The sequence below is a fragment of the Streptomyces orinoci genome (genome assembly GCF_003121295.1).
Lineage (GTDB): Bacteria > Actinomycetota > Actinomycetes > Streptomycetales > Streptomycetaceae > Streptomyces > Streptomyces orinoci.
Map to the genome: position 1 here is coordinate 153,598 of NZ_PHNC01000013.1, position 14,139 is coordinate 167,736.

The 14,139-nt window shown below is 72.5% G+C and carries 14 protein-coding genes; 10 read left to right on the plus strand and 4 right to left on the minus strand.

Going from position 1 to position 14,139, the window contains the following annotated elements; all coding sequences use genetic code 11:
- Nucleotide 1: 1 nt before the first annotated feature.
- Together CV755_RS11155 and CV755_RS11160 are read right to left on the minus strand one after the other, a co-directional pair.
- Complete coding sequence (locus tag CV755_RS11155; RefSeq protein ID WP_109280029.1) at nt 2–1,762, minus strand: glycoside hydrolase family 15 protein; 1,761 nt, start codon at nt 1,760–1,762, stop codon at nt 2–4.
- A 50-nt stretch (nt 1,763–1,812) separates the two neighbouring features.
- The gene (locus CV755_RS11160; RefSeq protein WP_241561127.1) at nt 1,813–2,493 is read right to left on the minus strand and encodes an HAD family hydrolase; all 681 of its coding nucleotides are present in this window, start codon (nt 2,491–2,493) and stop codon (nt 1,813–1,815) included.
- 136 nt (nt 2,494–2,629) lie between these two features.
- Between CV755_RS11160 and CV755_RS11165 the strand changes: the two genes are divergently transcribed.
- Nucleotides 2,630–4,186 carry an FAD-dependent oxidoreductase gene (locus tag CV755_RS11165; protein WP_109280031.1) on the plus strand — a complete coding sequence of 519 codons (1,557 nt, stop codon included), beginning with the start codon at nt 2,630–2,632 and terminating at the stop codon, nt 4,184–4,186.
- Between the two features lie 88 nt (nt 4,187–4,274).
- Here the strand turns inward: CV755_RS11165 and CV755_RS11170 are convergent, their stop codons facing one another.
- Nucleotides 4,275–4,697, minus strand: a complete 423-nt coding sequence (locus tag CV755_RS11170; RefSeq protein WP_109280032.1) for a cysteine/serine endopeptidase inhibitor — start codon at nt 4,695–4,697, stop codon at nt 4,275–4,277.
- Between the two features lie 365 nt (nt 4,698–5,062).
- Between CV755_RS11170 and CV755_RS11175 the strand changes: the two genes are divergently transcribed.
- The 3 genes from CV755_RS11175 (at nt 5,063) to CV755_RS11185 (ending at nt 8,963) form a co-directional block, all read left to right on the plus strand.
- Entirely contained in the window at nt 5,063–5,959 is an 897-nt protein-coding gene (locus tag CV755_RS11175; protein ID WP_109280033.1) for a glycoside hydrolase family 19 protein, read from the plus strand.
- 176 nt (nt 5,960–6,135) lie between these two features.
- Complete coding sequence (locus tag CV755_RS11180; RefSeq protein WP_109280034.1) at nt 6,136–7,599, plus strand: aminotransferase class I/II-fold pyridoxal phosphate-dependent enzyme; 1,464 nt, start codon at nt 6,136–6,138, stop codon at nt 7,597–7,599.
- Between the two features lie 173 nt (nt 7,600–7,772).
- On the plus strand, nt 7,773–8,963 hold the full coding sequence (locus CV755_RS11185) for a zinc-dependent alcohol dehydrogenase (protein WP_109280035.1): 1,191 nt from the start codon (nt 7,773–7,775) through the stop codon (nt 8,961–8,963).
- 120 nt (nt 8,964–9,083) lie between these two features.
- On the opposite strand, the gene CV755_RS11190 is transcribed toward CV755_RS11185, so the two are convergent.
- Nucleotides 9,084–9,275, minus strand: a complete 192-nt coding sequence (locus tag CV755_RS11190) for a CsbD family protein (RefSeq protein ID WP_109280036.1) — start codon at nt 9,273–9,275, stop codon at nt 9,084–9,086.
- A 141-nt stretch (nt 9,276–9,416) separates the two neighbouring features.
- Here CV755_RS11190 and CV755_RS11195 point away from each other — a divergent pair, with 141 nt between their 5' ends.
- The 6 genes from CV755_RS11195 (at nt 9,417) to CV755_RS11220 (ending at nt 14,108) form a co-directional block, all read left to right on the plus strand.
- Nucleotides 9,417–10,382, plus strand: coding sequence for an LLM class F420-dependent oxidoreductase (locus tag CV755_RS11195; RefSeq protein WP_109280037.1), 966 nt, complete (start codon nt 9,417–9,419; stop codon nt 10,380–10,382).
- A 5-nt stretch (nt 10,383–10,387) separates the two neighbouring features.
- Nucleotides 10,388–11,029 (plus strand): HemK2/MTQ2 family protein methyltransferase, encoded by a 642-nt coding sequence (locus tag CV755_RS11200; RefSeq protein ID WP_422070535.1) that lies wholly within the window; start codon nt 10,388–10,390, stop codon nt 11,027–11,029.
- Entirely contained in the window at nt 11,010–11,213 is a 204-nt protein-coding gene (locus CV755_RS11205) for a CDGSH iron-sulfur domain-containing protein (RefSeq protein WP_109280039.1), read from the plus strand. The genes CV755_RS11200 and CV755_RS11205 overlap by 20 nt, the downstream gene beginning before the upstream one ends.
- Nucleotides 11,214–11,272: 59 nt before the next feature.
- Nucleotides 11,273–12,250, plus strand: a complete 978-nt coding sequence (locus CV755_RS11210) for an iron-containing redox enzyme family protein (protein ID WP_109280040.1) — start codon at nt 11,273–11,275, stop codon at nt 12,248–12,250.
- A gap of 141 nt (nt 12,251–12,391) precedes the next feature.
- Nucleotides 12,392–13,519, plus strand: a complete 1,128-nt coding sequence (locus tag CV755_RS11215; RefSeq protein WP_109280041.1) for a baeRF2 domain-containing protein — start codon at nt 12,392–12,394, stop codon at nt 13,517–13,519.
- A gap of 121 nt (nt 13,520–13,640) precedes the next feature.
- Complete coding sequence (locus tag CV755_RS11220) at nt 13,641–14,108, plus strand: hypothetical protein (RefSeq protein WP_109280042.1); 468 nt, start codon at nt 13,641–13,643, stop codon at nt 14,106–14,108.
- Nucleotides 14,109–14,139: the final 31 nt, after the last annotated feature.

Below are 14,139 nucleotides of genomic sequence, written 5' to 3' on the forward strand. Positions count from 1 at the left end.
ATCAGGGGTCGGTCCAGGGCCCGTTGAGCCGTACCGCGCACTCCAGCAGCAGTGCATGGACGAAGGCCTGCGGCAGATTGCCGCGCAACTGCCGCAGGCCCACGTCGTATTCCTCGGCGAACAGCCCGGCCGGGCCGCATGCGGAGCGGTTGCGCTCGAACCAGCGGAAGGCCGCCACCTCCCGGCCCTGCTGATGCTCGGCCAGCGCCACCACAAAGCCGCACAGCAGAAACGCCCCCTCGGCCTCCCGCAGCGGACGGTCGTCATGGCGGTAGCGGTAGGCGTAGTAGTCCTCGGTGAGTTCGGCGGTGTAGGCGCGCAGGGTGGCCACGGTACGGGGGTCGTCGGCGGGCAGCGCGCCGCGCAGCGGGGGCAGCAGCAGGGCGCCGTCCAGGCCGGGGTCGTCCGGGGCGCGCTGCCAGCGGCCGGAGGGATGCAGGCTGTGCGCGGAGGCGTCGGCGACCAGGGCGTCGGCCAGGGCGGTCCAGCGGACACTGCGGTCGGCGGGGGCGCCCGCCCGGGCCAGGGCCCGCAGCCCGGCGGCACAGATCAGCCGGCTGTGGGTCCAGTGGCGCGGGGTGAGTTCCCAGATGCCGGCATCGGGCTGGTGCCGCCGCCGGGCGATGGCCTCCACCGCCACATCGGCGGCCTTCGCCGCGTCCGGGTCCAGCCGGTCCGCCCGGGCCGCGGCCGCCAGCAGCAGCAGGGCCTCGCCGAAGGCGTCCAGCTGGAACTGCTCGCTGACCCGGTTGCCCACCAGGTCGAAGCCGCCGGGGTAACCGGGCAGGTCCAGCGGGCGCGGCGGCGGGATACGGCGGCCGTCCACCGTGTAGGCGGGGGCCAGCCGGGGCCCGTCGTCCAGCAGCCGGGCGGTGACAAAGCGCACCGTGCCGTCCAGCAGCAGATGGTCCCCGGCCCGGGCGGCGGCCTGGCCCGCATAGCAGGTGTCCCTGATCCACACATAGCGGTAGTCGTAGTTGCGGCCCTCCTCGGCCCGCTCGGGCAGGCTGGTGGTGGCGGCCGCCACCATGCCGCCCGCGGTGCCGGTCAGTCCGCGCAGCACCGTGTACGCCTGGCGGGCGTCCCGGGGGGCGATGGTGTCCGCCAGTCCGGGACAGGACTGCCGCCAGGCGCCGGCGGTCTGCCGCCAGCAGTCCCCGGCGTCCGGCGGGGCCGGGGGCAGCTGCCGGTCACTGATCTCCAGCACCAGGTCATGGCAGCCGCCGGGCTCCACGGTCAGGTCCAGGACCAGCCGGTGGCCGTCCGGGCGGGCCCTGGCCCCGCCGGTCCAGCGCAGATACAGCTCGCCCGCCCGGGCCGTCCACACCCCGTCCGGCTCCCGGTGCGCCTGCCGCAGCCGGCGGCTGCCGAAGCCGGGCCGGGGATCCAGCAGCACGGTCAGCCGGGCCGGGGCACGGCGGGCGGTCACCTGGCGCAGCAGCACCGCCCGGTGCGGGTCGCCGGGGAAGGCCAGGGCGTCCCGGCACTCCACGATGCCCTCTTCGGTGACCCAGCGGCTGCGCCAGATCAGCGAGCCCTCCTCGTAGTAGCCGCCCCAGACCCAGCGGCCCGCCGGGGTGACCGCGTAGACGCCGCTGCCGCCGACGAGGGTGGCGAAGAGGGCGTCCGAGTCCCAGCGGGGGGCGCACATCCAGGCCAGTTCCCCGCCCGGGCCGACGATGACGCCGCGCTCGCCGTCGGCGAGCAGCGCGTACTGGCGCAGCGGGTGGGGCGGGAACGCGCCGGAGAGCGGTGCGGGCATCGCCTGGTCCTTATGTTCTTCGCGTCGTCGGGGTGTGGGTTCCGGGGTGTTCAGCCGGTGCGGCCGAAGGGGCTGTCGTCCAGGTTGGCGAGCAGGTCGGCGGGGTCGCGGTAGATGGCCACCGCCCCGGCCTCCCGCAGCTCGGCCCGGCCGATGCCGCCGGAGAGCAGGGCCACGCACTCCACTCCGGCCCGTCCGGCGGCCTGGACGTCCCAGACGGTGTCGCCGACGAACACCGCCCGCTCCGGGCCGGTCCCCGCCTGGTCCAGGGCCTGCTGGACCGCGTCCGGGGCGGGCTTGCCGGACCGGACGTCATCGGCGCTGGTGGCGGCGTGGATGGCTGGGTCGGCGTCGATGGCCCGGCGCAGGGCGGCCAGTTCGCTGCCCTGGGCGGAGGTGGCCAGCACCACCCGCCAGCCCCGGCCGGCGAGGGTGCGCAGCAGCTCCGGGGCGCCGTCGAGGACGGGCAGCCGGTCGAACCAGGTGGCGTAGAGGGTCTTGTGGGCGGCGCTGAGGGCGGCGTCCTGCTCGCGGTCGCGGTCCGCGGGGAGCAGGCGGTCCAGCAGCCGGTCGGAGCTCATGCCCACGGTGTGGTGGATATCGGTCATGGCCACCCGGTGGCCCGCCTGGTGCAGCGCCTCCCACCAGCTGACGGCGTGCAGGTAGTTGGTGTCCACCAGGGTGCCGTCCACATCGAAGACGGCCGCGCGGGGGGTGTCGTTCGGGTTCACGCCTTGCGCCTCCGGGCCGGGGGTTTTGCCGCCGGGTTCCCCGCCTGGGGACGGGCAAACGGCGGCCGGGGCCGAACGAAGGAACCAGGTGCCCGGCCCGGGAATTCTCCCGCCGCCCCGGGGAACCCGTCCCCGCATGGTGAACCCTTCCGGCACTCCCGCCCCGGCGGGCGCTTCCGAGTCCTACTGGATGTCCACCTCCGAGGCCACCGCCTATCCCCCGCTGTCCGCCGAGGCGCGCCCCGAGGCGGATGTGGTGGTGATCGGCGGCGGGGTCGCCGGGCTGAGCACGGCCTGGGAGCTGGCACGCGCCGGCCGCTCGGTGGTGCTGCTGGAGGCGGACCGGATCGCCGCCGGGGTCAGCGGCCACACCACCGCCAAGGTGACCGCCCTGCACACCCTGGTCTACGCGGATCTGCGGCGTACCCGTGGTCCGGAGGGCGCGCGGCTGTACGCCCGGTCCCAGCAGGAGGCGGTGGAGCGGGTCCGCGAGGTGGCGGAGCTGCTTCAGGTGGACTGTGAGCTGGAGCGGCGGCCGGCCCTGACCTATGTGACCGAGGCGGCGGGCCGGGCGGCGGTGCGGGAGGAGGCCAATGCCGCCGCCCAGGCGGGGCTGCCGGCCTCCTATGTGGTGGAGACCGGGCTGCCGTTTGCGGTGCAGGGGGCGGTGCGGGTGGAGGACCAGGCGCAGTTCCATCCGCGCAAATATCTGCTGGCGCTGGCCCGGGATGTGGTGGCACGGGGCGGCGCGGTGTACGAGCACACCCGGGTCACCGGGCTGAGCGAGGGCGAGCCGTGCCAGGTGACGGCGGAGAACGGGGCCCAGGTCACCGCCCGGGACGTGGTGGTGGCCACCCACTATCCGGTCTTCGACCGGGCGCTGCTGTTCGCCCGGCTCTCCCCGCGCCGGGAGCTGGTGGTGGCCGCCCCGATCGACGCCGCCCGGGATCCGCAGGGCATGTTCATCACCAAGGAGAGCGGCACCCGCTCGGTGCGCACCGCGCCCTGGGCGGAGGGCAAGCGGCTGCTGATCGTGACCGGGGAGCACTTTCTGCCGGGCACGGCCGATGTGGAGGAGCGGTTCGGGCGGCTGGCGGGCTGGGCCCGGGAGCACTTCCCCGGCATCGAGATCCGCTACCGCTGGGCCACCCAGGACATCGACTCCACCGACACGGTGCCGCTGGTGGGACCGTTCCATCCACGTGCCCGGCACACCTATGTGGCCACCGGCTTCGGCGGCTGGGGCATCAGTGGCGGGGTGATGGCGGGCCGGCTGCTGGCCGAACTGATCGCCGGTCACCGACCGCCGTGGGCGGACCTCTACGATCCCCGGCGGATGTGGAGCACGCTGCGGGAGGCGCCCGCGTTCCTGGAGCACCAGGCTTCGGTGGTACGGCACTTCGTGGGCGACCGGCTGCGGCCCGCCCCGGTGGACTCCCTGGCGGAGCTCGCCCCCGGTTCGGGGGCGGTGCTGCGGGTGGGCGGCCGGCGCTGCGCCGTCTACCGCGACGAGGACGGCATGGCGCACGCAGTCTCGGCGCGCTGTACCCATATGGGCTGTCTGGTGTCCTTCAATGCGGCGGAACGGGCCTGGGAGTGCCCCTGCCATGGCTCCAGGTTCGCCCCGGACGGCTCGGTGCTCCAGGGTCCTGCGGTACGGCCGCTGGAACCGCGCACGCTGGACGAGGGGTGAGCGGGGGCGCCGACTGCCGCGCCCTGGACGGCCCGCAGCCGGGCGCCCCCGCCTGCCGGAGTCCGGTCAGCCGCCTGCCGGAGTCCGGTCAGCGGACGAACTTCCAGGTGATGCCGTTGACCACCCCCCGGTCCAGCGGCGCCAGGCTCGCGAAGGCTGGCCGGCTGAGATCCAAGTGGGTGGGGTCACAGGAGGGGCACTTGTCCTTGACCGGCACTCTGATGGTCCTGCCGTTGTAGCTGACCTCCACCGATAAGCCCTGGCACAGCGGGTCGTTGTTGGGGTTGGGGGAGGTCCACCAGGCCGCCGGCACGGCGACCAGGTTCTGGGAGGTGGCGTCGATGGGGGTGCCGCAGGCGCCGTACCCCTTGTCGGTGTAGTAGGTCATCTTGCCGGTCATCGGCCGGCCCACCGGGATGTCGGCGGCGGCCGGGCCCGCGCCGAGGGCGATGCCGGTGGCGGCGGCCACCAGGACGGTGGCCGCATATCGTGCGGGCCGCAATGCGGGCATGTTCTCTCCTTGTTCAGGGATTGTTCCGGGCAGGGTCGCATTGCCGGTGGGGCAAAGAACGCCGTCAGCACGGATACGGGACGGCGCACCGGCACAAGAAGCCAGGAATAATGCGGCAGTTCATTGGCTCGCATCGGCTTCCGGCATATGCATGGCATGCCCAACGAGCCTTCCGCAACCCCCTGCGGCGACAGATGTCCTGAAGTCATTGACGGATGAAGTAAGTTGGGCCGAATACCGCGGTCGCTGTTGACAGCAAACCCGCCGGAGCTATTCACTTCGCGAGGGTGACGGGACCCCGGCAAAGCCGCGGCTGTCCTGATGCGCCGTCAGCGTGACTCGACTACCAATCCCCGGGAGCCGTAGTGAGAAGAAATCGCATCGCCGCCCTGCTGCTGGCCTTACTGGCCTTCACCGGCATGTCCGCTCTCGCCCCCGCCGCCTCGGCGGCGACCGGTGCCGGTGTCTGTGACAGCGCGTCCAACTGGACCGCGGGCAAGTGGTATCCGGCGGGCACGGTCGTCCGGTACTCCGATGGGCGGTTCTATGTGGCCACCCACGACAATCCCGGCTATGACCCGGTCATCAGCACCTGGTACTGGAGCCCCTACACCTGCCAGGGCGGCGGCGACCCGCAGCCGGGCGGCTTCCCGGTCAGCGAGGCGCAGTTCCAGCAGATGTTCCCCAACCGGAACTCCTTCTACAGCTACCAGGGCCTGCTCGCCGCGCTGAGCGCCTACCCGGGCTTCGCCGGTACCGGAAGCGCCGAGACCAGGAAGCAGGAGGCCGCCGCCTTCCTGGCCAATGTGGCCCATGAGACCGGCGGGCTGGTGTACGTGGTGGAGCAGAACACCGCCAACTACCCGCACTACTGTGACCGGAACCAGCCCTATGGCTGCCCGGCCGGCCAGTCCGCCTACTACGGCCGCGGCCCCCTCCAGCTCAGCTGGAACTTCAACTACAAGGCGGCGGGCGACGCCCTGGGCATCGACCTGCTGCACAATCCCTATCTGGTGCAGAACGACGCGGCCGTCTCCTGGAAGACCGCCCTGTGGTACTGGGACACCCAGCGCGGACCCGGCACCATGACGCCGCACGAGGCCATGGTCAACGGCCGCGGATTCGGCGAGACCATCCGCAGTATCAATGGCTCGCTGGAATGCAATGGCGGCAATCCCGGCCAGGTCCAGAGCCGGGTGGCCAACTACCAGCGCTTCACCGGGATCCTCGGCGTGGCACCGGGCGGCAACCTCTACTGCTGACCCGGGAGCCGCCCTTGAATTCAGCCGTTGAATCAAGCGGTAATTCCCGAATCCAGCGGTCATTCCCGCTCCCCCGGGCGGGAGAGGTCACCGGCCGGGTTTCGGTGCCGCACCCCGGGTCACTCGTACCCGAAGGGCCCGCACCAGGCGGGAGGAGTTTCCCGGGAGGACCACCCATGGATCACACGCAGGCGCCACTGCTGGAAGCGCTCGCGGACTACCACCGCAAAGGCCGGCTGCCGTTCACCCCGCCCGGGCACAAACAGGCGCGCGGCGCGGATCCGGAGGCCCGCCGGGTGCTGGGCGAGGCGGTGTTCCTCTCCGATGTGCTGGCCTCGGGCGGGCTGGACGACCGCCGCGCCCGGGGCCAGGTGCTGTTGCGCGCCGAGCGGCTGATGGCGGACGCGGTGCACGCGGAACACACCTTCTTCACCACCTGCGGCAGTTCCCTGTCGGTCAAGGCGGCCATGCTCACGGCGGCCAGCCCGCATCAGAAGCTGCTGGTGGGGCGGGACGCCCATAAGTCGGTGGTGTCGGGACTGATCCTCGCCGGGATCATTCCGGTCTGGGTGGAGCCGCAGTGGGACGCCGAGCGGCATCTGGCCCATCCGCCGTCCGCGGAGTCCTTCGAGCGGGCCTTCCAGGCCCATCCCGACGCCCGGGGCGCCCTGGTCACCAGCCCTACGCCATACGGCTCCTGTGCCGAGCTGGCCGCCATCGCCGAGGTGTGCCACCGGCGTTCGCTGCCGCTGGTGGTGGACGAGGCCTGGGGAGCGCATCTGCCCTTCCATCCGGCGCTGCCCGCCTGGGCCATGGACGCCGGCGCGGATGTCTGTGTCACCAGCATCCATAAGATGGGCAGCGGCCTGGAACAGGGCTCGGTGTTCCATCTCCAGGGCGATCTGCTGGACGCCGCCTCCCTGAAGTCACGCGCCGATCTGCTGGGCACCACCAGTCCCTCGGTGCCCATCCTGGCCGGAATCGACGCCTGGCGGCGGCAGATGATGCTGGACGGCCGTGAACTGCTGGAGCACGCACTGGAGTTGGCGGACAAGGTGCGGTCGGAGATCGGGCGCATCGACGGCCTGCGCGTCCACGGCCGCTCCGACTTCACCGGCCCCGGCCGGGCCGCCGACCTCGACCCGCTGCCGGTGGTCATCGACCTGGCGGAGCTGGGCCTGACGGGCTACCGGGCCGCCGACTGGCTGCGCGAGCGGCACGGTATGGATGTGCACCTGGCCGACCACCGGCGGATCAGCGCCCAGCTCACCCATGCCGACGACCGGGAGACCGCCAAGGCGCTGCTCACCGCCCTGCGCGAACTGGTCGCCGTGGCAGCGGAGTTGGGCCCCACGCCCATGGTGACCGTACCGGACCCGGACCGGCTGCGCCTGGAGCAGGTACGCCCGCCCAGGGACGCCTTCTTCGGCGCGGTGGAGGATGTGCCGGTCGAGGAGGCGGCCGGGCGGATCGTGGCGGAGATGCTCACTCCCTATCCGCCGGGCATCCCCACGGCGCTGCCGGGTGAGCGGCTCACGGAGCCGGTGCTGGAGTATTTGCGCTCCGGGATCGAGGCGGGCATGTACGTGCCGGATGCGGCGGATCCTGGGCTGCGGACGGTGCGGGTTTGCACATCGTAGGGGGTGCGATTGGCGCGTTTTCGGGTGCGGGTGCTTTGTGGCTGGTCGCGCCCACGCGGCGGAGCCGCATATGAACACGGCTCGCGCCCCTGAGGGGGTGCCCCCCACCGTTTTCGCGCGGACTTCGGGGGAACCCGGGTGAGACGGGCAGCACCGGACGGGAGGTGGGGCGCATGCGGGCGCTGACATGGCATGGGAAGCGGGACGTCCGGGTGGACACCGTGGCCGATCCCCGGGTGGAGGAGCCCACGGATGTGATCGTGCGGATCACCTCCACCGGCATCTGCGGATCGGATCTGCACCTCTATGAGATCCTCGGCCCCTTTATGACGCCGGGGGACATCCTGGGGCATGAGCCGATGGGCATCGTGGAGGAGACCGGTCCCGAGGTCACCGCCCTCGCTCCGGGTGACCGGGTGGTGGTGCCCTTCAATATCTCCTGCGGCACCTGCGCCATGTGCGGGCAGGGGCTGCAGTCGCAGTGTGAGACCACCCAGGTCCGCTCGCAGGGCAAGGGAGCCGCGCTGTTCGGCTACAGCAAGCTCTATGGCTCGGTGCCGGGCGGCCAGGCGGAGTTTCTCCGGGTGCCCTTTGGCAACACCCTGCCGGTGAAGGTGCCGCACGGGCCGCCCGACGAGCGGTTCCTCTATCTCTCCGATGTACTGCCCACCGCCTGGCAGGCAGTGGAGTACGCGGCCGTTCCGCCGGGCGGCAGCCTGGCCGTCCTGGGGCTGGGGCCGATCGGCGACATGGCCGCCAGGATCGCGCTGCACCGCGGGGCGCAGCGGGTGATCGGGGTGGACCTGGTGCCCGAGCGGCTGTCCCGGGCCCAGGCGCGGGGGGTGACCACCCTGGATCTGCGGCAGCATGACGGCGCGGATGTGCTGGTGGAGGCCCTGCGGGAGCTGACCGACGGCCGGGGGCCGGATGCGGTGATCGACGCGGTGGGGATGGAGGCGCATGGTTCGGCGGTGGCCCAGACCGGCCAGCGGCTGGTGGGTCTGCTGCCGGATGCCTGGGCGGAGAAGCTGATGACCACCGCCGGGGTGGACCGGCTGGCGGCGCTGCACACCGCGGTGAAGGCGGTGCGCCGGGGCGGCACGGTCTCCGTGGTGGGCGTCTATGGCGGGATGGCCGATCCGCTGCCGATGATGGTGATGTTCGACAAACAGCTTCAGCTGCGGATGGGCCAGGCCAATGTCCGGCGCTGGGTGGACGACATTCTTCCGCTGCTCACCGATGCCGATCCGCTGGGCGTGGAGGGCTTTGCCACCCATGTGCTGCCGCTGGAGGACGGGCCGAAGGCGTATGAGACCTTCCAGCGGAAGCAGGACGGCATGGTCAAGACGCTGCTGCGGCCCTGAGCCGGACGGCTTCCACGGCCCGCGGTGACGAGCGAGGTCCCGCCGCGGCCGACGGGCCTCGGCGGGACCGGTGGGACCGGTGGGACCGGTGGGACGGTGCGGGGCCCCTGGGAGCCCCGCTCAGTGTCCGTGCTTCTTCTTGGTGTGCTTGGGGTGCCGGACCTTCTCCACCGCGTCTTGGATGTCGCCCTTGATGCGCTGGACACGCCCCTCGGTCTGCGTCCGCTTGTCGCCGGTGAGGTGGCCGGCCGCTTCCTTCAGCCGCCCCTTGGTCTGCTCGGCCTTTGCCTTGGCCCTGTTCTTGGTGCTCATGCCACGGCACTCCCTTTCCAACGGAGGTGATGGGAACGTCCCCTCCGCGCCGAGTCTCACCCGCCCCCGTGGTGTACGCACCTCCCGCGGGTCCGAACGGGCAGGCGGTTTCCCTCCGGTGACAGGGGGAACTCGGGCCGCATGGTGCGAATCGGCTACACGATGATGTGCGAACAGGCCGGTCCCCGGGACCTGGTCTCCCATGTGGTGGGCGCGGAGCAGGCGGGCTTCGACTTCTCGGTCATCTCCGACCACTACTTTCCCTGGCTGGCCTCGCAGGGGCACTCCCCCAACGCCTGGGCGGTGCTGGGCGCGGCGGCGCAGGCCACCTCGCGTATTCCGCTGATGACCTATGTGACCTGTCCGACCGTCCGTTACCACCCCGCCCTGGTGGCCCAGCAGGCCGCCACGGTGCAGCTGCTCTCCCAGGGCCGGTTCCGGCTGGGTCTGGGTTCCGGGGAGAACCTCAATGAGCACGTGGTGGGCGGCGGTTGGCCCTCGGTGGCGGTGCGGCACGAGATGCTTCAGGAGGCGGTCGGGATCATCCGGGCGCTCTTCGAGGGCCGTACGGTCACCCATCACGGCCCGCACTACGACGTGGAGCACGCCAAGCTGTGGGACCCGCCGGAGCCGGTGCCGCCGATCGGTATCGCGGTGTCCGGGGAGCTGTCCTGCCGACTGGCCGGTGAGCTGGCCGATCTGGTGATCGCCACCGAGCCCGGCCGGGAGCTGGTGGAGGCGTTCGACCGGTACGGCGGGGCGGGCAAGCCCCGGGTCGGACAGCTGCCGGTGTGCTACGACCCGGACCGGGACGCGGCCATCGCCCGGGCCCATGACCAGTTCCGCTGGTTCGGGCTGGGCTGGCCGGTCAACTCCGAGCTGCCCCATGACCTCGCCTTCGCCTCCGCCTCGCAGTTCGTCACCCGGGACGATGTGGCCCAGGCGATTCCCTGCGGATCGGATGTGGGGGCTTTTGTGGAGGCCGTACGGCCCTATGCGGACGCCGGTTTCACCGAGGTGGCGCTGGTCCAGGTCGGCGGGGACCATCAACTGCCCTTCCTGAAGTGGGCCGCCGGCGAACTGCTGCCCGCGCTGCGGGAGTTGTGAATCGCGTGCTGCTGCTGCGGGCGCCGGGTGTCTATCCGCCGCAGGCGGACTCCTTTCTGCTGCGGCAGGCGCTGCTCAGGGAGCGGCTGCCGCCCGGTGCCCGGGTGCTGGACATCGGCAGTGGCACCGGCACGCTGGCCATCAGCGCGGCCCGTGGCGGCGCGGCACAGGTGGTGGCGGTGGACGCCTCGCTGGGCGCGGTGCTCAGCACCCGGGTCAACGCACTGCTCGCCGGGGTGCGGGTGACCGTCCGCCGCGGCGATCTGCTGGCGCCGGTGGCCGGGCGGCGTTTCCATCTGGTGCTGGCCAACCCGCCGTATGTTCCGGCCCCCGGCCGGCGGGGCAGCCGCACGGTTGACGCGGGTTATGACGGCCGTGCCGTGCTGGACCGGCTGGCGGTGCAGGTGCCGCCCGCGCTGCTGCCCGGCGGGGTGCTGCTGCTGGTGCAGTCGGCGCTCAGCGGGGTGTCCGCGACGGTGCGGGCCCTGACGGCGGGCGGTCTGGAGACCGAGGTCACCGACCGGCGGCTGGTGCCCTTCGGGCCGGTACTGCGCGGCCGCAGCGACTGGCTGCGCCGGCGCGGCCTGCTCCAGGACGGCCAGGACAAGGAGGAACTGGTGGTGATCCGTGCCCGGCGGCCCGGCTGAGCGCCCCGCCACGAGGGTCCGGCGGGACCCCGGCGGGCCGCTGCTGATCGAAGGCCCGGTGGAGGTGGAGCTGCCGGACGGCAGTCTGGTGCGCTCCGACCGTCCGGTGGTGGCACTGTGTATGTGCGGGCGCAGCGGCATTCCGCCCTGGTGCGACACCAGTCATCGGGGCCGCCGGGCATGACCGCGCCAAGGCCGGGTACCTGTGACGCTCGTGGTACCGAAGGGACCTGGGAGACGGCGATGCGACCTCCGCAGCCACGCGGGGAGATCTCCGCGGCGCTGATCGGCGCTCTGACGACAACGTCACCCGGCGAGGGCCCGCTGCCCGCCGCCGGGGCGGCGGACCCCTATGGAGACGATCTCCAACTGGCCCTCTATCTCTGCTATGAACTGCACTACCGGGGTGTGGCGGGGGTGTCCGACGACTGGGAATGGGACCCCCGACTGCTGCGGCTGCGCGGCGAGTTGGAGAAGCTCTTCCTGACCGCGCTGCGTGCGGATGTGCCCACCGGCGCCGGGGCGGCGGCCGCGCTGGAGGAGCTGGTGCTGGAGCCCCGGGACGGCCGGGGGGTGAGCCATTTCCTGTGCGGGAGCGGGGAGTTGTGGCAGCTGCGCGAGTACGCCGCCCATCGCTCCCTCTACCAGCTCAAGGAGGCCGACCCGCATGCCTGGATGATCCCCCGGCTGACCGGGCGGGCCAAGGCGGCCCTGGTGGCGGTGGAGTACGACGAGTTCGGGGCGGGCCGCGCCGAGCGGGTGCATGCCCGGCTGTTCGCCGATCTGATGCGGGACCTGGGCCTGGACGACACCTATGGCCGCTATCTGGACGCGGCGCCGGCGAGCACCCTGGCCACCGTCAACCTGATGTCCCTGTTCGGCCTGCACCGGGCCCTGCGCGGCGCGCTGGCCGGGCACTTCGCCACCGTGGAAAGCCTGTCCCCGCCCGCCTCCCGGCGGCTGGTGAGAGCCATGGAACGGCTGGACGCGGGCCCGGCGGCGGTGCGCTTCTACGCCGAGCATGTGGAGGCGGACGCCGTCCATGAACAGCTGGTCCGCCATGATGTGGTCGGCGACCTGCTGCGCCGGGAGCCGGGGCTGGCCGGTGATGTGGAATTCGGCATCGCCGCCACCCGCCGGCTGGACGAGCGCTTCGAGGCGGACCTGCTCGCCGCCTGGCAGGCGCGGAGATCGTCCCTGCTGATCCCCCTGACCGATTGATACCGCCGGCTGCTGACCTGCCCAAACGCCGCGCACTGGCATCTATGGGCGACATCTGGTCACCTGGAATGAGGTGGCCGTAATCCGCCCGGTGCGGTGCGCCCGGCGCGATCGGCTCGGCCCGTTGAAGGAGGAGCCCATATGACCACAGCCACCCGCACCGACACCGGAACCCTGCGCGATCTGCTGGATGCGCCGGGCCCCTTCGTATCGGTCTACTTCGACCTCGAAGTACGTCCCCAGCGAACCGAGGAGGCCGAGGCGCGCTGGCGCGACCTGGCCGGCCGGCTGGCCCGCGAGGGCGTGGACCAGCGCACCCTTGACGCCCTTACCACGCGGGTGCTGGACGCGCTGCCCGGCACCGGGACGCTGGCCCTGTTCGCCACCAACGACGGCGAGATACGGCACACCGTGGAGCTGCCCGGCGCGGCACGCGGGGATATCGCCGAGTTCTCGCCGGTGCCGCATCTGCTGCCGCTGCTGGAGTGGCGCCAGGACCACCCCGCCCGGGTGGTGGCGGTGGTGGACCGTACCGGGGCCGATCTGCTGCTCTACCCGGAGGGTTCCACCGAGCCCGAGCGGCGCCTGGTCCAGGGGCCGGACGACGAGATCGTCCGCAGCCAGCCGGGCGGCATGTCGCAGATGCGCTACCAGCACCGTGCGGAGGACTCCTGGGAGCACAACGCCACCCGGGTCGCCGAGGCGCTGGGCACCGCGCTCAGTGAGACCTCGGCCCGGCTGCTGCTGCTGGCCGGGGATGTCCGGGCCCGCCAGTACCTCACCAAGCACCTGCCGCAGTGGGTCCGGCGCGATGTCACCATCGGCCAGGTCAGCGGCAGCCGAAGCGAGGACGGCTCGGCGGAGGAACGCACCGCCCAGGTGGAGGCGGAGGCCGCCCGTGCCGGGCACGCCCGGACCGAGGGACTGCTGCGCCTGCTGGAACAGGAGCGCTCCCCCGGCGGCCATGCGGTGATGGGCGTGAATGAGACCCTGGAGGCCCTGTCGGTGGGCCGGCTGCGGATCCTGGCCGTCACCGATGACCCCCAGGACCAGCGCACCGCCTGGTTCGGCCCCTCCCCCACCGATGTCCGGGAACGCCGCGAGGACCTGCCGGAGGGCGGCGGTCCGGAGGCCCATGAGGGACGGCTGGCGGATGTGGCGGTCCGGGCCGCCCTGCTGACCGGCGCGGACGTCCGGGTCCTGGAACCGGACCTGTCCCCGACCCCGGCACAGGGCACGGCCGGGCTGTGCCGCTACTCCTACTCCTGAGGACGGGCTCCCGGGCCGGGGCGGACCATCCGGTCCGCCCCGGCCCGGTGTGTGAACGGGCGGGCGCGCTCAAGTCCCCCTCCCCGGCCCGGCGTTGGGCCGCTTGTGCTGGACTGGCCCGATGGAAGCCATCTGGACAAGCGCCGTCGCCGTGCTGGGCACCCTGCTGGGTGCCGTGGTCACCCACGCCTTCCAGCGCCTCGCCGCCCGCCGCACCGAGCGGTTCACCCGCTCCGAGGCGCTCCGCCAGGAGCGCATAGCCGCCTATGGGGCGTTCGCCGGGGCGCTGGAGGACTACCGCCATGGGCAGACGGCGCGCTGGTACCGCGCGCAGGAGGATCCACGGGGGCCTTCGTTCACAGCGGCCCGGGACGAGGCCCACCGGCTGCGCACGGCGGCCCGGCAGGCGCTTTACCGGGTACGGCTGCTCACCGACGACCAGGAGGTGGTACGGGCCGCGGAGCGGGCCTACCGGTGCGTCTGGGAGGTGTCCAACGCGGTGGACCAGGCGGACCGGGACGCCCGCGACGCGGATGCGCGGGAGGCGATCGAGGGGTTTGTGACCGGGGCGGGACCGCTGGTTCGCTGAGCCCCCCGGCCCGAGGTGCGGCGCGAGGGTT